This window comes from Dysgonomonas sp. (genome assembly GCF_035323175.1).
Lineage (GTDB): Bacteria > Bacteroidota > Bacteroidia > Bacteroidales > Dysgonomonadaceae > Dysgonomonas.
This window is the reverse complement of the sequence record NZ_DAOKYH010000001.1, coordinates 371,037-388,062: the sequence shown is the minus strand read 5'-3', so window position 1 is coordinate 388,062 and position 17,026 is coordinate 371,037. Positions and strand designations below refer to the sequence as shown.

Below are 17,026 nucleotides of genomic sequence, written 5' to 3'. Positions count from 1 at the left end.
ATTCTTTACATTCAGAATGACAAGCTATAATAATTACTGATATAGCGTCTTAGCTATTCCCAATTCCAAGCCCCGAAGCTCAGCCAAGCCTCTGAGGCGACCAATGCAGGAATATCCCGGATTGGTTTTCTTATTCAGATCGTCAATCATCTGATGCCCGTGATCGGGACGAAAAGGAATAGATATATTACGTTGCTGCTGTATTTCCAGGAGTCCTTTCATCACGCCATACATGTCCACATCGCCTTCAAGATGATTTGCCTCATAAAAGTTACCCTCCGCATCACGCTGAGTAGAACGCAAATGCACGAAGTTGACTCTGTCGCCGAGTCGTTTGATCATGTTAGGCAAGTCGTTATCGGCTCGTACTCCGAATGAACCCGTGCAAAAGCATAATCCGTTAGACTTGTTAGGCACAGCTTCAACCAATTTATTAAAGTCTGATTCCGTGCTCAGAATACGTGGCAATCCGAGAATTGGATAAGGCGGATCATCGGGATGTATAGCCAGCTTCACGCCTGCCTCATCGGCAACGGGCGCAATCTCTTTTACAAACTCTATAAGGTTTTTTCTTAGCGTTTCTGCATCTATATCTTTATAGCGATCGAGCTGTGCTTGAAACTCTTCAAGGGTAAAGCTTTCTTCTGCACCCGGTAGTCCGGCAATCATATTACGAACTAATAGGTCTTTATCCCTCTGCGTCATTTCTTCGAAGCGTTTCTTCGCTTTAGCAATATCTTCAGATGAATATTCTTGCTCTGCACCGGGACGTTTGAGTATGAACAACTCGAATGCCATAAAAGCAGTACGCTCGAAGCGTAACGCCTTCGACCCATCAGGCATTGTATAAGCCAAGTCGGTACGTGTCCAATCCAATACAGGCATAAAGTTGTACGTCACAATCGTTATGCCACATTCAGCTAGGTTACGAATGCTTTCTTTATAGTTATCAATGTACTTTAGGTAGTCTCCTTCCTGCGTTTTTATATGTTCATGCACGGGGATGCTTTCCACAACAGACCACTTGAGGCCGATACTTTCAATTATATCTTTGCGCTTTTGTATTTCTTCCACTGTCCATACTTCACCATTCTTGATATGATGCAGTGCAGTCACAATACCTGTTGCCCCTGCTTGCTTTATATCCGACAATGATACCGGGTCATTTGGTCCGTACCATCTCCATGTTTGTTCGCTAAGTATCATATATTATTATTTTTTTATATTCAGGATGTATCAAATAGTAAATGAATCAAACCCTCCGTCTACAACAAGAATAGAACCATTTACAAAACCCGACGCATCGCTTACCAAATAATGAATAGAGCCTAACAGCTCATCCGATTCTCCAAATCGACGAAATGGCGTATGTGCTACAATTGATTTCGCTCGATCGGTATACGAACCATCAGGATTAAGCAACAGCGAACGGTTTTGCTCGGTAATGAAGAAGCCCGGAGCAATGGCATTCACCCGAAAATTATCCCCAAATTTGAGAGACAGCTCTCCTGCCATATACTTTGTAAAGTTGGCTACAGCAGCTTTTGCCACACCATAGCCCATTACACGGGTTAACGGGCGAAACGAAGACTCGGAAGCAATATTGATTATATTCCCTTTGCCATTGTCTACCATCGCCTTTGCAAAAACCAAAGTAGGTAATACCGAACCAAAGAGATTGAGATCTATTACATCTCGAAATGCACTAACATCGATATCAAAGATTGTTTTATCAGGTGGAATAGTAGCACCAGGCATATTCCCTCCGGCTGCATTTATCAGCACATCGATTTTGCCATACTTGCGAACTATCGCTTCTCTATTTTCTTCAAGGTTGGCTTTGTTCAGGACATCCGAAACGAAAAAGATCGCCTCATTGCCCGATAGTCTTATTTTCTCAGCAAGGGCTTCACCCTTTTCTTTAGAGCGCCCGAGAATAACAACTTTAGCACCTTGCTCTGCTAAGTATTCTGCCATCTGTGCGCCTAATATACCATAGCCTCCCGTAATGGCTACAACTTTATCTTGAATATCGAATATGTTTTTTTTCATAGCTTATAATTACTGTAATAGTCAACGTTTTCTTTTATGAGTATATCTATCGGCATATAGTTTACTTTTTCGGGAACTTGCTTGAATAAGAAATAGTTTCCCATTGCTTTCAGAGCATCATATCCTTGCAGCTCGGGACGCTGCGAAAGGATGAAAGATATACGTCCATCTCTCAATCCTTTTATGTTTCGTTCTATGGCGTCATGTCCGACTAACCTAATCTTATTTTGCTGATTGGCATCAAGCTTTTCCAAGAGGGTGACCAGTTCATATATTCGTGAATTAAGAACGATTCCTCCAACCAACCCCTGACTATTATTGATAATATCTTTAACCTCAAGAAGAGTTTTAGTATAATCATCGGGATTGATTTCAATATGATGGATATTCCCACTAAAGTTGTTGTTCTCAAGATATTCCATAAATCCGTTTTCACGGGTTTTCATTTGTACAGATATCTCCTTATATCTGAAACGTATATGGGCTATTATAATATCAGCTGACGTTCCTACCTCGTTCAATAAAAGCTTAGCGGCAATAACACCTGTACCGAATGAGTCACCACCAAAGTAAGATAGGTCTTTTTGCCCCGATATACCCGAATCTATGTAAATGTATGGCATGCCTTTAGCGTCCAGTTCTTTTGACAACTTGATAACATAATCACCAAACAGAGTAGCAATTAGCACGCCGTCAAACTCTTTCTCTTTAAATGAATTAACTGCATTGAGAAAGGAAAAACGATCATATTGATTGAAAAGAAAGTACTCTGTGCTTATATTGAATTTCTTCAATTCATCTGTAGCTTTATCAATACCTTCACAAACCAGCTGCCAATAATCGCCGGAAGAATAAGTGGGCGCAAGAATAGCAAACTTGTAACTCTTCTTTGATGCCAGAAAGCGGGCGACCATATTCGGCTCGTAGTTTATTTCTTTCAGAACCTTTTCTACTTTGGCTCTTTTCTCTTCTGATACTCTTCCCCTATTGTGCAGTACCCTGTCGACCGTACCGGTGGAAACACCAGCCATGCGGGCTATATCTATAATTCGTATATTCATATTTCGATAGAAACTGTATGTCTGTATACATATTACTTGATTGCAAAATTAATCTTTTAAGATTAGCAAACAACATGTGTGCGCACACATATTTAAAGAATAAAATATAAATAACTGATTACAAGTGGATAAATAATATCGTTATGCTGAATAACATATTTTGGATGAAAGGTCAATTATTTAAAAGTACGACAGCAAAAACAGATCGACACATACCGCAAATACCATTAATATCTCCGTACGGATATTGACCCGAACAGCAATTTTAAGGTCTGTGTAAGTCAGCTCTTTTTCATTATATCCGATATAAGGCTTTTCGACCCGTTGTCCGAAATAAACATTCGATCCACCAAAGCGACAATCAAGAATACCGGCTAAAGCAGCCTCGGGATAGCCGGAGTTGGGGCTTGCATGCTGAGAGCCAAATTTTCGGACAAACGATAATAATGATATTTTTCCACTTACGACTATCATCAGTAAAGATGTCAAACGTGCAGGAATATAATTTGCAACATCATCTATCCGTGCAGCCCAACATCCAAATTGCTTATACCGATCGCTCTTATATCCAATCATAGAGTCTAGCGTATTGACCATCTTATAGGCAAACATCCCGGGTACACCCAGAAGTATAAACCAGAATAATGGAGCGATAACTCCGTCACTAAGATTTTCGGATAATGTTTCTAACGCAGCCGTTCGTATCTGCTGTGGCGATAAAGCAGAAGTATCACGTCCAACGATACGGGCAACCTGTTTTCGCCCTTCTTCTACCGAAGAGTCGACAGCCACAAAAACATTTCTTACTTCATCTATCAAAGTCTTACCTGCAAGGCAAAAGAAAACCACGACAGAGGAAAAAAGTATAGATAAATATGGACTCAGGTAATCCAATCCTTTAATAATAAAGAAAACAATCAGGAAGCTCGATAAAATCAGAATAGTAGAGAATAAAGCTCCTTTCATCATTCGTCTATTTCCTTTGTTGAGTTGCTTTTCGCCCCATGCTATAATTTTACCCATAGCCACTACTGGATGCGGTAACCAGCGGGGGTCGCCAAACAATTTGTCGGCAGTCCACCCTATCAGTAAAGGCAAAAGAGTATACAAGAGTTTTATATCCATTCTTTGATCGCTTTTACAAACGCATTGTTTTCTTCGGGCGACTGTGTTGCAACACGGAAATAATGTTCATCCAAGCCATAAAAATTAGAAGCATCACGGATTAGTATGCCATGTTTTTGAATCAAATATTCTTTTAGTTCCGAAGCTTTTCTATCAGTCAATCGACATAAGAAAAAATGTGTATCGGTATCATACACCTCTAGTGTTTCTATCTGTGATAATGCCTTATGGAAGCGTTTTGCTTCTGCAATATATTCTTCAATCTTTATTATATCAGCACCATTCTCCAATAGGAATTTACCCGCCTCTATCGCCAATCCGTTTACAGACCAAGGCATACAATATTTAGAAAGCAATGCCAATGTTTCTGAACAGGCTGTTATATATCCCAACCGAAGTCCGGGAATAGCATAACGCTTTGTCATAGAATGTAATAATATCACATTGTTGTATTGCATTGCTTCCGATACAGAAAATAGCGATTTGGTTGTAAAATATTCATAAGACTGATCTATAACAATATATTTCTCAGGATGAGATATGATATATTCTTTCAACGTCTCTTTATCTGTAACCGTTCCTGTAGGATTGTTAGGGTTACAAAGCCAAACGACATCTGATTGCTCCGGGACATCATCTATAGATTTTACCATACTGACAATATGGTCATTTACCAAACAGGCGTCTCCGTATTCGCTAAAGGTAGGGTGAATAACAGCAGAGTGTTTTCCTCTAAAAGCCTGAGCTATCATATAAATGGCTTCAGTAGCACCATTTGTTATGCAGATATTATTTGTAGCTACTTGGTTTTGATCTGCGATCAGTCTTGAAAGAGAGATTGCATCCGGCTCGGGATACGAGTGTATCGACGTTATACAAGAACACAAATAGTCATCCAATACAGACAAGTCTTGCCGGGTATATATATTAGAACTGAAATTACTTACGATCTTCTTCCCGTAGTTATATATATCGTCTCCGTGCCCATTGATCATGATAAACCGTTGTTATCTGTCATTATTTTATAAACCAAATCCATATCCACATGCTTACGAACATGGTCTGCCAACTTATTGTATTGTTCTTCTTTAAACGCCTTGAAATCGAAAGGCGTATCGGATAATTTATCGGCATAAGGAGATAAAAGATAATCTATAACTACCCCATTGTCCAAAATACCATGTATATATGTGCCAAAACATTTCTCACTTACAAAATATCCGTCTTCTCTGCCATCTTCGAGTTTATTTAAAGAAGCTTTTTTTGCATTCTCTACCGGAGTCGTTGCTCCCATATGGATTTCGTAACCTTCACATACAGATTGGGTATTCAAGAAAGAGAACTTCACCTGACGGGTTACTTTTTCGCCTTCCATCTGTGTTGTTATAGGCAGTAGACCTAGTCCGGGTAAGCGTTCTATATTACTTTCCACGTGATTGGGATCGCAAACCTCCTGCCCCATTATCTGATAGCCGCCACAGATACCGACTACTGTCGCTCCGTTTTTATGGGCTTTTACAATACTTTGGGCTACACCGTTGCGACGGATCTCGTATAAGTCGGAAAGAGTACTCTTACTGCCGGGTATGAGTACGATGTCTGCCTTTTCTATTTCATCTGTATTATTGGTATAATAAAGATGCACACGCGGGTCACGCTCCAACACATTAAAGTCGGTAAAATTAGATAAGTGCCTTAACAATACGACTGCAACATTCACCTTCCCATGTGTGGCCTGAAGATTCTTTGTTTGCAGCATCACAGAGTCTTCCTCTTCTATATAAATATCCTTATAGTATGGCACTACACCGATTACCGGTATTTGGCAAAGGTCTTCTATCATTTTAACGCCCGATTCGAACAAGCGGATATCTCCCCTAAACTTATTGATAAGAATGCCTTTTACATGCTTTCTTTCCTCTTCGGTGAGCAACATAATAGAACCATAGACAGAAGCGAAAACACCACCCCTATCTATATCCGCCACCAATATTACATCGGCTTTGGCATGTATAGCCATCGGCATATTTACCAAATCGACAGCTCGCAGATTTATCTCCGAAATACTGCCTGCACCTTCCATCACCACAGGATTGTATCGCTGTGCCAAACGGTCGAATGCATCATTTACCTCTTTGCGGAGTTGCTCTCTGCCTTCTACTCTAAAGTATTCATAAGCGTGTTGATTACCTACCGGCTTTCCATTAAGCACAACTTGACAAACCTTGTCAGTAGTCGGCTTCAGCAGCAAAGGATTCATATCCGTATGGCAAGGTACGCCGGCAGCTTCGGCCTGTACAGCTTGTGCACGCCCTATCTCCAGCCCTTCGGGTGTAGCATAGGAATTCAACGCCATATTTTGCGCTTTGAAAGGTGCAGGACGATAACCATCCTGTAGAAAGATACGGCAAAACGCCGCAGTGATTATACTTTTACCCACATCGCTACCCGTCCCTGCAAACATGACAGGATGAAGCTGCTTTGAGGCTTTTTGAGAATGAGACATGAAAAATGAACTATAATTTACGAGTGGTAAAGGTAGAACTTTTATCTGTGAAAAAGTGTATCTTTGAGTGTATCAATTTATCTATTATATATACGTGGAACGAAAAAGGTGACAGATCAGAAACATACAAACACCTGTTACTTTTGTTACTTTTGTCACCTTTTACTCTAAAATAACTTTGTATCATGATAAGAATAAACATATCGGAAGAGATCAAGAACCTTTGGCCCGACTTTCACGGAGCTGCTATTTTTGCGAAGGTAAAAAACACTCCATACAATAAGGAGTTGTGGGATGAGATCAACATATTATCGGAAGAATATAAGGCAAATCATGAGATAGAAGATATAAAAAAGAATCCGGCTATTGCAGCCACCCGAGAGGCATATAAGAAGTTCGGCAAAGACCCCAATCGCTATCGTCCGTCTGCGGAAGCCTTATGCCGTCGTATATTGCGCGATTTACCATTATACCAGATAGATACATTGGTTGACCTCATCAACCTTGTTTCGATAAAGACCGGCTACTCGATAGGTGGATTCGATGCAGATAAAATACAAGGAGACAGCTTAACATTGGGAATAGGCAAAGAAAACGAACCTTACGAAGGTATCGGAAAAGGGATATTAAATATAGAAGGGTTACCTGTATATCGTGACTCCCTAGGTGGCATAGGCACACCAACAAGCGACCACGAAAGAACAAAACTAAGCGTAGAAACAACTAATTTCTTGGCTTTGATAAACGGATATAGCGGAACAAATGGTTTGAAAGAGGCTGCTGAATATATGCAGGCCTTATTGAAGAAATATACAGACTCGGCAGAAGATAAGATAGTCTATTATTAAATAGAACGACCATGAAAATATTAACAGGCACTCAGATAAAAGAAACGGATAGATATACGATCGAACATGAACCGATAAGTTCTATCGACCTGATGGAAAGAGCCTCTAATGCTATTGCTGAATGGATATGCAACAATATAAGTAAAGCCTCCCCCCTCTTATTCCTCATAGGGAAAGGAAATAACGGTGGCGATGGACTCGCTGTTGCCCGCATTTTGTTTCATGCAGGTTATGACTGTTCGGTATATCTTCCGTTCGAAAAAGAGCAACTGACGAGTGAATGCGGAATTAATTTAGAACGGCTCCCTTCTTATATTGAAAGGGTTACAGATATAAATAGAATTTCCAATAAACATATCCTTATAGATTCGCTTTTAGGAACAGGCGTAAAAGGAACTTTGAAAGAGCCTTTATTGTCTATTATCAGAAAAGTTAACTCATTACCCAATCAGGTTATTTCCATCGATCTTCCATCGGGTATGATGAGCGAATTCGGTAATAGGGAACAGACGGTTATAAAAGCGGATATTACCCTTACCCTAGAGTTTCCCAAACTTGCTATGCTTTTGCCTGAAGCCGGAGAGTATTGCGGAGAAATAATTACCCTTCCAATTGAGCTTAGCAGAGAATATATTGAGCATACCCCATCGCTATACCACTATATTACAGAGGACTATATACAAGGCATAAGGCTCAAACGAGGAAAATTCGGCCACAAAGGTACTTATGGCCACGCATTGCTTATTTGCGGATCGAAAGGAATGGCTGGTGCAGCCACCTTAGCGACAGGTGCAGCCCTACGCTCGGGATGCGGATTAGTTACCACTCACATACCTTACAGTGAGAGCTTTGCAATACAGGCAAACTATCCGTCGGCAATGCTCAGCCTCGATGATGAAGATTACTTCTCTTCTGTACCCAAAGATTTATCTAAATATTCGGCAATAGGCATCGGCTGCGGACTTGGACAGGAACACCAGACAGGCGAGGCATTCAAAGAACTACTGGCCGCTTCATACAAACAACCCTTTGTCATAGATGCTGATGCACTGAATATATTAGCAAACAATTACCATATAAAGCAGCGAATCCCCGAAAACAGTATTCTCACGCCTCACCCGGGAGAGCTCAAGCGTTTGGTTGGAGAATGGCACGATGAGGAAGAAAAGATAAACCTTGTGAGACGCTATGCAGCCAACATAAAGTCGATAATTATCGTGAAAGGAGCACACACGATGATATGCCTACCCGATGGCAACTGCTATTTTAATTCTACAGGAAATAGCGGCATGGCCAAAGGAGGTAGTGGAGACGTGCTGACAGGATATATTACAGGATTATTAGCAAAGGGATATAGTAGTGCTCATGCTGCAATACTAGGAGTATACACACATGGACTTGCCGGAGACAAAGCTGCTGCGAGATGGGGTATCGAAAGTATGAATAGCAAAGATATTATCGACTTCCTTTAACGAAGGAAACGCAAAAAAAGAAGCCCGCAAAATCACATCGCAGACTTCCTGTACCTTAACACAAACTTTACAAACTACACATTCTTATAACGACGTGCAGAATGAAAAAGTTCATGATTTCTAATTAATTAACAATATATTTATCTATTATTCTTGAAAAATATAAGAAATATTATACACTTATCACAAGTAAATCTTCACTAACTAAATAGAATAAATCTATAGATAATAGATAAGCTCTTAGCAACGAATAACAAACTCGAAAACAACGATATATAGACGACCTAAAATAATATAAAATAAATAAGCCGAACAATATTAGTTGCAAGTGCAATTGTTTCAATAATATTCATATCTTTGTTATACCAACCACAAAGTTGTTACTTACGCACTATAATAGCTCCTCATAATTAAAAGAATAAAATTATGGAAGCTAAAAAACAAGCATTGGAAAAGAGTTTGATAAGTCTACAAAGCAACATGTTAAGCTTTGCTTTTAGATTAACATCGGATAAAGAAGATGCAAAGGACCTTACTCAGGAAGCAACCCTTAAAGTATTGAGCAGCTTTGATAAATATTACGATAATATCAACTTTAAAGGATGGGTCTTCACGATTATGCACAACATCTTTGTGAACAATTATCGCCAAGCTCTTCGCAACCAGACTATCGTTGATCAAACTGAAAATTTATATTGGATAAATCTCGCTCAGAATTCAGCATCGGATTCTCCTGAAGATGCTTATTCATATATAGAAATATATAAGGTATTGAATACATTTAATGAAGAACATCGGGTTCCCTTTACAATGCATCTATCGGGCTATAAATATGAAGAAATAGCTAAAAAGATGAATCTACCATTAGGCACAATAAAGAGTCGTATCTTTTTTGCCAGAAAAAGGCTGCAAGAGTTACTCAAAGACTATTAATAAAACTATCAGTTCACATCCTGAGTCAGCATCAATATAAGATAAGGACATATTTTGGAAGACAGAATATGTCCTTATCTTATTATAACAATTGTTCTTCAATAAAAGCCTATATTCGGTTCTTATCGCTAGAAAAACAAACACTTATAAATATTTTCTATAGTTCATACCCCTATAAAAAGTAGAAAACATATATCATTTATCAAAACTTCCTGCTAATTTTAGATTTTGTAGTTTGTAGTAGTGAACACTAAAAAATTATACCAATGAAGATACACGAATACCAAGCTAAAGATTTATTCTCATCCTACGGTATCCCTGTTAAAGAACAAATACTATGCTATGAGCCTGGAGAGGCAGCAGTTGCATATGAAGAGTTGGACAAGGAATGCGTAGTAATAAAAGCACAAGTATTAACCGGAGGTCGGGGCAAAGCCGGAGGAGTAAAACTCGCAAAAAGCAAAGAAGAAGCCAAAGATCACGCAAAAAATATTCTTGGACTAACCATTAAAGGTTATCCCGTTACAAAAGTCATCGTAACTGAGGCAGTAGACATAGCGTCGGAATATTATATGAGTTTTATAATAGACCGGAATACAAAATCCGTTATACTAATGATGTGTGCCGAAGGTGGAGTAGACATTGAAGAAGTAGCAGAAAAGACGCCTGAGAAAATTTATAAATTTGCGATAGACCCGTTGGTTGGGCTGCCCGACTATCTTGCCCGCAAATTTGCCTTTGTCTTATTTCAAGACCTAAATCAAGTAAATCAAATGGCTTCTATATTACAGAGGCTATATAAATTATTCATAGATAAAGATGCATCATTAGCTGAAATTAATCCGTTGGTTACCACCAAAGATGGAAAACTACTGGCTGTGGATGCAAAAATGACATTCGACGATAACGCCTTATACCGTCAGCCGGAAATATTAAGCCTTTTTGAACCTACGGAAGACGAGAAAGTAGAAACTGCAGCCAAAGAGAAAGGATTCAGCTTTGTACGACTCGATGGAGAGATCGGTTGCATGGTAAACGGAGCCGGACTGGCGATGGCTACAATGGATATGATAAAACTATATGGCGGTGCACCTGCAAACTTTCTTGATATTGGGGGAAGCTCCAACCCCAACAAGGTAATAGATGCTATGACTCTGTTATTGAAAGATCCGAAAGTAAAAGTTGTGTTGATTAATATATTTGGTGGTATAACTCGCTGTGATGATGTTGCGTCGGGTTTACTTTCTGCCTTTGAGCAACTAAAAACAGATATTCCTGTGATTGTACGCCTTACAGGCACAAATGAAAAAGAGGGAAGAGACATGTTGATCGGAACTCGATTTAAGGTTGCAGAAACAATGGGCGAAGCCACCCGAATGGCAGTGGCAGCCTCCAAAGAATAAGCTGATTGCTGATATTAAGTAATGATCAAAGCTAAAAAAGAAAACTATGAGTATACTTATAAATGAATCAACACGATTGATAGTACAAGGAATTACCGGTAGAGACGGTAGTTTCCATACAAAAAAGATGCTAGAATACGGAACTAAAGTTGTAGGCGGAACTACTCCGGGAAAAGGAGGAACCGATATCCTTGGCGTTCCTGTATTCAATACTGTCGCCGATGCTGTAAAAGCAACACAAGCAAATACATCTATTATATTCGTTCCGGCACGCTTCGCCGCTGATGCTATTATGGAGGCGGCTGATGCAGGCATCGGACTGATTATCTGTATATCCGAAGGTGTCCCTACATTAGATGTAGTCAAAGCACACCGTTTTGTACAAATGAAAGGAGCTATGCTTATTGGCCCTAATTGCCCAGGACTAATGTCTCCTGAAAAAAGCTTGGTGGGAATATTACCCGGACAGATATTTAAGAAAGGAAATATCGGAGTTATCAGCCGTAGTGGAACTCTAACTTATGAAGTTGTATATCATTTAACTGCAAATGGTATGGGACAATCTTCAGCAATAGGAATGGGAGGAGACCCTGTTGTAGGATTATACTTCCGGGAATTACTGGAGATGCTCCAAAACGATCCGGACACAGATGCCATTGTTATGATTGGAGAGATTGGCGGGAACGCAGAAGAACAAGCCGCAGAGTATATAAAGAAGCATGTAACAAAACCCGTAGTTGGCTTTATTGCCGGGCAATCGGCTCCTCCGGGAAAACAAATGGGACATGCGGGAGCTATTATATCGAGTGGATCGGGCACTGCTGCCGAGAAAATTGCAGCATTAGAGGCTGCGGGTGTCCAAGTCGCTAAAGAACCTTCAGAAATACCGAATATATTAAAAGAAAAGTTGAAGAAGTAAAGAAATAAGAAGATAAAACAAAAAGAGGTTGCCAAGTTTGGCAACCTCTTTCATTAAAACCCTTCGATAAAACGAAGTTATCTAATTTCGATCTTTTTCACCTTATCTTCTAGTGCCTTATTCAACTTCGGTAAAGTAATTTGCAACACTCCGTCTTTTTGTGAAGCTTCAATACCTTCTGCATCAACGTTCTCAGGTATTGCAAAACTACGTGAGAATGAAGAGGCTCTGAACTCTTGACGTAAAACTTTCTCGTTTTCATCCTTTTCTTCACTCTGAGTTTCACTCTGCGCCGAAATTTTAAGAACACCCTTTTCTATCTCTATCCTTACATCCTCTTTCTTAAATCCAGGTATAGACAATTCAATATTGAATGATTTGTCGTTTTCAGTTATATTTGTTGCCGGAAGATTTCCTTCAACAAAGCTGAACAAATCATCATTCAAATAATTGCTAAAGAATGTAGGGAAAAAGCTACCACTTCTGTCAAATTTTCTAATTAATTGATTTTTCATTGCTGTATCCTCCTTTATTAAATTAATTTTTATCTGTTATTACAGAATCTAAATTTCATCTATAAATATAAATGCAAAAAGTAGGCCATACTGCAATTATGTCACAAAAACAAATATAAAAACCGAACAAAAACAAAGTAAATATTTAATAATCAAAATATAGTATCAAAACAAAGAAAAGGACCAAACAAGACATTATGTCATAGACAAGAAAAACTTCTATATCCAACATATAGAAGTTTTTATAAATTAATAAAGGCTAAACCTATCAAAAGTCTAGCCTCTATCTATAATAGAATATTAGTATTATTTACAGAGAATGAACGTGTGCAGCTAATTTTGACTTCAAGTTTCCTGCTTTATTCTTGTGAATCACATTTTTCTTAGCTAGTCTGTCAAGCATAGAGCAAACTGAAGGATATTGCTTTTGAGCCTCTTCTTTATCAGTCAGTAAACGAAATTTACGAACTGCATTACGAGTTGTTCTAGCTACATATCTGTTTCTCAAGCGTCTTGTTTCTGCTTGTCTGATTCTTTTTTCTGCTGATTTATGATTTGCCATATCGACTAATCCTTATATTGTTATTTTATTTCTTATTAAGTAGCCCATAGGGGAGTCGAACCCCTCTTTCAAGAATGAAAATCTTGCGTCCTAACCGATAGACGAATGGGCCATCCTGTGGAGCTTCTCTGTTTTGCAGTATCATTCTCCCTTGATTGCGGATGCAAAGGTAAGGCATTTTTGGTTATGTGCAAATATTTGCGGCTATTTTTTTCTAAAATATTTCACACAAAACGATAGACTCCTGATAGTCAATAACATTATTTGATCAAGAAATAGTGAAGAATATCCATTAACAAACAAAAACTTGTGAAGGTCTCTATATTCTCCTATTTTTGTAATGAATTTATACAAAACACATGAAGAAAATTTTAATATTTTTATCCCTTATATATGCATTTAGCTCTGTAGCGCAAAACACCTACAGGTCTCCACTTGATATACCGCTAATCCTCAGTGCTAACTTCGGAGAACTCAGACCCAACCATTTTCATTCCGGTATTGATCTAAAAACAGAAAGAGTCGTAAATAAACCTGTCTATGCTATGGAGGACGGATATGTATCCCGTATTTCTATTTCGGCATCGGGCTATGGACTTGCACTCTACATAGACTATCCTTCCACCGGACAAACAAGCGTATACGGACACCTCAATAAGTTTGCACCTAAAATATCAAAATACATAAAAGACAAACAATATGAGCGTGAAAGCTTCCATATAGACATCACATTAGGAAAAGAAGAGATACCGGTAAAAAAAGGTGAGCTTGTTGCCTATAGCGGAAATACAGGATCGTCAGGAGGACCACACGTACACTTTGAAATAAGAAACACTACGAATCAAATAGCTATCGACCCTTTGGAGTATTACAAAGATGCTATAACAGACACACAAGCGCCTCAAATAAAAGGAATAGCTATATATCCTATAAATGAAAAAGGTGCAGTAGATTTTAGCCGTCATCCTTACCACAGAAATATTGCCATGCTAAAGAATGGAGCTTACGCCACATTAAAAGACACAGCAGAAGTATGGGGGAAAATTGGATTTGGAGTTTATGCGAATGACAGAATGAATGGTACTTCAAATATATATGGCGTAAAAAAAGTCAGACTATTTTGTGACGACAAAGAAATATTTTCTTCTAATTTATCTCATGTAGATTTTAAGCAAACCCGGATGATTAATAGTATGACAGACTTCGATTATTGGAGCCGAAGGAGAATTTTCTATCAAAAATCTTACATTGAACCGGGCAATAAACTCCCTTTTTATAAATCGGTAAATAATGGGCATATTGATATAAAAGAAGAGCGAGTATACAATCTTCGCTACGAACTTGAAGATATGTATGGGAATCAAACAAACTATTCGTTCAGCGTAAAAGGGAGGGAGCAAACGATCCCTCAGAAGAGAACTTGCACACAACGAATGGTATGGAACCAGGATAATAACTATTCAACAGAATCATTCAGCATCACCATTCCTAAAGAATACCTCTATGATGACCTGTGTTTTATGCTAAAAAAAATTCCATCAGCGAAACATCTTGCTGACTTATACAAAGTAAATGACACACATGTTCCCTTGCAAGATTATTGCAACATTACAATAAAATTAAAGAAAGACACCTTATCCAATAAATCACAATATGGCATTGTACGCCTCAAGGGGAATAATGAAGTCTGGATAGGAGGAACATATAAAGAAGGAAAAATCATTGGACGAATAAGAGAACTTGGAAACACATACACCATTAACGCCGACACCAAAGCCCCGACAATCACACCCATTCAACCCGAAAGATGGGCAAGACATGCTACAATAAGAATCAAATTATCGGACAATCTCAGCGGTATAGCTTCATACAAAGGCACAATCAACGGCGTATTCGTATTGTTCGAAAACGATGTAAAATCTCCGATCTATTCTTATAAATTCGATTCTTCGCGACTGAAAAAGGGACAAATGCAAAAATTAGTATTCACAGCAACGGATAAGTGCGGAAACACTTCAACGTACCGGTATGAATTTAAGTATTAGAAATTGTTGTTTATAACTTCTTCAGATCTTCGATAAACTCATCTACAATAGACTCAGGAGTAGCCCAGGAAGTAATAAATCTCATTGCAGAATGATTATCATCAACAACACTCCATGTAAGAAAGGAATAATCTTTTTGCAGACGACTTATCACTTCATTCGTTAATATTGGGAATATTTGATTGGTATCAGAGTCTATCAGCATAGTATAACCTAAAGCCTTGAATGCAGCTGCCATTTTCGCTGCCATCTTATTTGCGTGGGCTGCTAAATCAAAGATCAGGTTACCTTGGAGTAGTTGATCAAATTGCACTCCCATCAGCCTACCCTTTGCAGTAAGAGCACCTCGCTGCTTAAGGTGATATTTGAAATCTTTGTCCAACTCAGGGTTTGTTATAACAACCGCCTCTCCTAACAAAGCTCCACACTTTGTACCACCAATATAAAATACATCAGTGAAAGCTGCAATATCAGCTAAAGTCATATCGTTAGATTCAGCAGTCAAAGCCATAGGCAAACGAGCGCCGTCCATAAACAAAATCAAATCATTTTCTTTGCAGAAAGAATAAAGGTCAGATAATTCTTGCTTTGTATATATAGTCCCCAATTCGGTAGAATTAGAGATATAAACAACTCTTGTACGAACAACATGATGTCCGCGAAGCTTATTCAAGAACGGTTTGATATCCTGTGGACGTAACTTTCCATCGACAGTTGGTGCAGCTTCTACTTTATGCCCGGTTGCCTCTATTGCTCCAGTTTCGTTTACATAAATATGCCCGGTTGTAGGAGCCACAACAGACTCAAAAGGGCGCAGAATAGAAGATAAAACGACTAAATTTGCCAAAGTTCCGCCAGCTATCAAATGTACTCCGACATTCGGTTTGTGTGTTAATTCTGCAATCATCTTAGCTGCACGCTGCGTATATTCATCATCTCCATACCCGGATTGTTGCACGAGATTGCTTTCTACAAGAGCATTTAACACAGAAGGGTGGCATCCTTCAGAGTAATCATTCGCGAAACTATACTTCATTTTATTTCTTTATTATTTTTCGAGTGTAAATTTAAGTATAAAGAGAGAATATTGATTAGAATATATAGAAGGAAATATAAAGTCCTTACAAATAAAAAAACATCCTAAATTAGGATGTTTTATAAATTATATTCAGACTCTTATATCTCTAACAGGAACTTCCCTGACATTAATCTTAGGAATAGGAATATTCAAATCCAAATCACGAACCACCTTCTGTTCTTTCACCGCCCGAACATTTGTATCCTCTACTCCAAGATCAGCGATCGCATTTTGAACAAAACTATCTATTTTATGGAAAGGAAGTGGCAGAAGCTCATGCTTATATAGCTTCTCTATCTCTATGACTCTTGTTTCCTTGTTCTTTATCCAAACAAGAACCTTTTTTATCTTTGTAAATAAGCTTTTAACAGTGAGATCTGTAATTAATATTTCGTAGCAACCAATGCATTTTGATATATGACTCCCACTATCGTTGACAGTATATCCGGCTTCTGTTATCTCCTTGATATACTTTTTTATATATGGTGAATATCTTTTCATGAGTTA

At 38.6% G+C, this 17,026-nt stretch carries 16 protein-coding genes and 1 tRNA gene; 6 read left to right on the top strand and 11 right to left on the bottom strand.

Annotated elements, in window-relative coordinates; translation table 11 throughout:
* Window positions 1-33 precede the first annotated feature (33 nt).
* The 6 genes from uxuA to PKC55_RS01665 all read right to left on the bottom strand — a co-directional run bounded on the left by uxuA (window position 34) and on the right by PKC55_RS01665 (window position 6,744).
* Window positions 34-1,206 (bottom strand): mannonate dehydratase, encoded by a 1,173-nt coding sequence (gene uxuA, locus PKC55_RS01690; RefSeq protein WP_291127424.1) that lies wholly within the window; start codon window positions 1,204-1,206, stop codon window positions 34-36.
* Window positions 1,207-1,236: 30 nt separating this feature from the next.
* A complete protein-coding gene (locus tag PKC55_RS01685) occupies window positions 1,237-2,052 on the bottom strand; it encodes an SDR family oxidoreductase (protein WP_291127422.1) in 816 nt (271 codons plus the stop codon).
* Window positions 2,049-3,113, bottom strand: a complete 1,065-nt coding sequence (locus PKC55_RS01680; protein WP_324371581.1) for a LacI family DNA-binding transcriptional regulator — start codon at window positions 3,111-3,113, stop codon at window positions 2,049-2,051. Before PKC55_RS01680 ends, PKC55_RS01685 begins: the two co-directional genes overlap by 4 nt.
* Before the next feature lie 180 nt (window positions 3,114-3,293).
* The gene (cbiB, locus tag PKC55_RS01675; RefSeq protein WP_324371579.1) at window positions 3,294-4,238 is read right to left on the bottom strand and encodes an adenosylcobinamide-phosphate synthase CbiB; all 945 of its coding nucleotides are present in this window, start codon (window positions 4,236-4,238) and stop codon (window positions 3,294-3,296) included.
* Window positions 4,229-5,233, bottom strand: a complete 1,005-nt coding sequence (locus tag PKC55_RS01670) for a threonine-phosphate decarboxylase (RefSeq protein ID WP_283686019.1) — start codon at window positions 5,231-5,233, stop codon at window positions 4,229-4,231. The genes cbiB and PKC55_RS01670 overlap by 10 nt, the downstream gene beginning before the upstream one ends.
* Entirely contained in the window at window positions 5,230-6,744 is a 1,515-nt protein-coding gene (locus PKC55_RS01665; protein WP_283686018.1) for a cobyric acid synthase, read from the bottom strand. Before PKC55_RS01665 ends, PKC55_RS01670 begins: the two co-directional genes overlap by 4 nt.
* A gap of 185 nt (window positions 6,745-6,929) precedes the next feature.
* On the opposite strand from PKC55_RS01665, the gene PKC55_RS01660 reads away from it, so the two are divergent.
* From PKC55_RS01660 to sucD, 5 genes are all read left to right on the top strand, one after another.
* Window positions 6,930-7,592: a B3/B4 domain-containing protein gene (locus PKC55_RS01660; RefSeq protein ID WP_283686017.1), complete on the top strand. Its 663-nt coding sequence runs from the start codon at window positions 6,930-6,932 to the stop codon at window positions 7,590-7,592.
* Window positions 7,593-7,603: 11 nt separating this feature from the next.
* On the top strand, window positions 7,604-9,064 hold the full coding sequence (locus PKC55_RS01655) for an NAD(P)H-hydrate dehydratase (protein WP_291126592.1): 1,461 nt from the start codon (window positions 7,604-7,606) through the stop codon (window positions 9,062-9,064).
* A gap of 426 nt (window positions 9,065-9,490) precedes the next feature.
* On the top strand, window positions 9,491-9,997 hold the full coding sequence (locus tag PKC55_RS01650) for an RNA polymerase sigma factor (protein WP_135104981.1): 507 nt from the start codon (window positions 9,491-9,493) through the stop codon (window positions 9,995-9,997).
* Between the two features lie 266 nt (window positions 9,998-10,263).
* Window positions 10,264-11,400: an ADP-forming succinate--CoA ligase subunit beta gene (gene sucC, locus PKC55_RS01645; protein WP_291126594.1), complete on the top strand. Its 1,137-nt coding sequence runs from the start codon at window positions 10,264-10,266 to the stop codon at window positions 11,398-11,400.
* A gap of 46 nt (window positions 11,401-11,446) precedes the next feature.
* Entirely contained in the window at window positions 11,447-12,319 is an 873-nt protein-coding gene (sucD, locus tag PKC55_RS01640; protein WP_135104979.1) for a succinate--CoA ligase subunit alpha, read from the top strand.
* 77 nt (window positions 12,320-12,396) lie between these two features.
* Here sucD and PKC55_RS01635 read toward each other — a convergent pair whose 3' ends face one another.
* The 3 genes from PKC55_RS01635 to PKC55_RS01625 all read right to left on the bottom strand — a co-directional run bounded on the left by PKC55_RS01635 (window position 12,397) and on the right by PKC55_RS01625 (window position 13,508).
* Window positions 12,397-12,834: an Hsp20/alpha crystallin family protein gene (locus PKC55_RS01635; protein WP_291126596.1), complete on the bottom strand. Its 438-nt coding sequence runs from the start codon at window positions 12,832-12,834 to the stop codon at window positions 12,397-12,399.
* A 310-nt stretch (window positions 12,835-13,144) separates the two neighbouring features.
* Window positions 13,145-13,396, bottom strand: coding sequence for a 30S ribosomal protein S20 (gene rpsT / locus PKC55_RS01630; protein WP_006843113.1), 252 nt, complete (start codon window positions 13,394-13,396; stop codon window positions 13,145-13,147).
* A 40-nt stretch (window positions 13,397-13,436) separates the two neighbouring features.
* Window positions 13,437-13,508 (bottom strand) — tRNA-Glu (locus tag PKC55_RS01625).
* A gap of 247 nt (window positions 13,509-13,755) precedes the next feature.
* Here PKC55_RS01625 and PKC55_RS01620 point away from each other — a divergent pair.
* Window positions 13,756-15,441: a M23 family metallopeptidase gene (locus PKC55_RS01620; protein ID WP_291128035.1), complete on the top strand. Its 1,686-nt coding sequence runs from the start codon at window positions 13,756-13,758 to the stop codon at window positions 15,439-15,441.
* 10 nt (window positions 15,442-15,451) lie between these two features.
* Here the strand turns inward: PKC55_RS01620 and PKC55_RS01615 are convergent, their stop codons facing one another.
* Together PKC55_RS01615 and PKC55_RS01610 are read right to left on the bottom strand one after the other, a co-directional pair.
* Entirely contained in the window at window positions 15,452-16,477 is a 1,026-nt protein-coding gene (locus PKC55_RS01615) for a threonine aldolase family protein (RefSeq protein WP_291128038.1), read from the bottom strand.
* A 132-nt stretch (window positions 16,478-16,609) separates the two neighbouring features.
* A complete protein-coding gene (locus tag PKC55_RS01610; RefSeq protein ID WP_291128041.1) occupies window positions 16,610-17,020 on the bottom strand; it encodes a hypothetical protein in 411 nt (136 codons plus the stop codon).
* Window positions 17,021-17,026: the final 6 nt, after the last annotated feature.

Bases quoted from the DNA above. Each gene is read 5' to 3' on its own strand.
- uxuA (WP_291127424.1), bottom strand. From the start codon at position 1,206: ATGATACTTAGCGAACAAACATGGAGATGGTACGGACCAAATGACCCG.
- PKC55_RS01685 (WP_291127422.1), bottom strand. From the start codon at position 2,052: ATGAAAAAAAACATATTCGATATTCAAGATAAAGTTGTAGCCATTACG.
- PKC55_RS01680 (WP_324371581.1), bottom strand. From the start codon at position 3,113: ATGAATATACGAATTATAGATATAGCCCGCATGGCTGGTGTTTCCACC.
- cbiB (WP_324371579.1), bottom strand. From the start codon at position 4,238: ATGGATATAAAACTCTTGTATACTCTTTTGCCTTTACTGATAGGGTGG.
- PKC55_RS01670 (WP_283686019.1), bottom strand. From the start codon at position 5,233: ATGATCAATGGGCACGGAGACGATATATATAACTACGGGAAGAAGATC.
- PKC55_RS01665 (WP_283686018.1), bottom strand. From the start codon at position 6,744: ATGTCTCATTCTCAAAAAGCCTCAAAGCAGCTTCATCCTGTCATGTTT.
- PKC55_RS01660 (WP_283686017.1), top strand. From the start codon at position 6,930: ATGATAAGAATAAACATATCGGAAGAGATCAAGAACCTTTGGCCCGAC.
- PKC55_RS01655 (WP_291126592.1), top strand. From the start codon at position 7,604: ATGAAAATATTAACAGGCACTCAGATAAAAGAAACGGATAGATATACG.
- PKC55_RS01650 (WP_135104981.1), top strand. From the start codon at position 9,491: ATGGAAGCTAAAAAACAAGCATTGGAAAAGAGTTTGATAAGTCTACAA.
- sucC (WP_291126594.1), top strand. From the start codon at position 10,264: ATGAAGATACACGAATACCAAGCTAAAGATTTATTCTCATCCTACGGT.
- sucD (WP_135104979.1), top strand. From the start codon at position 11,447: ATGAGTATACTTATAAATGAATCAACACGATTGATAGTACAAGGAATT.
- PKC55_RS01635 (WP_291126596.1), bottom strand. From the start codon at position 12,834: ATGAAAAATCAATTAATTAGAAAATTTGACAGAAGTGGTAGCTTTTTC.
- rpsT (WP_006843113.1), bottom strand. From the start codon at position 13,396: ATGGCAAATCATAAATCAGCAGAAAAAAGAATCAGACAAGCAGAAACA.
- PKC55_RS01620 (WP_291128035.1), top strand. From the start codon at position 13,756: ATGAAGAAAATTTTAATATTTTTATCCCTTATATATGCATTTAGCTCT.
- PKC55_RS01615 (WP_291128038.1), bottom strand. From the start codon at position 16,477: ATGAAGTATAGTTTCGCGAATGATTACTCTGAAGGATGCCACCCTTCT.
- PKC55_RS01610 (WP_291128041.1), bottom strand. From the start codon at position 17,020: ATGAAAAGATATTCACCATATATAAAAAAGTATATCAAGGAGATAACA.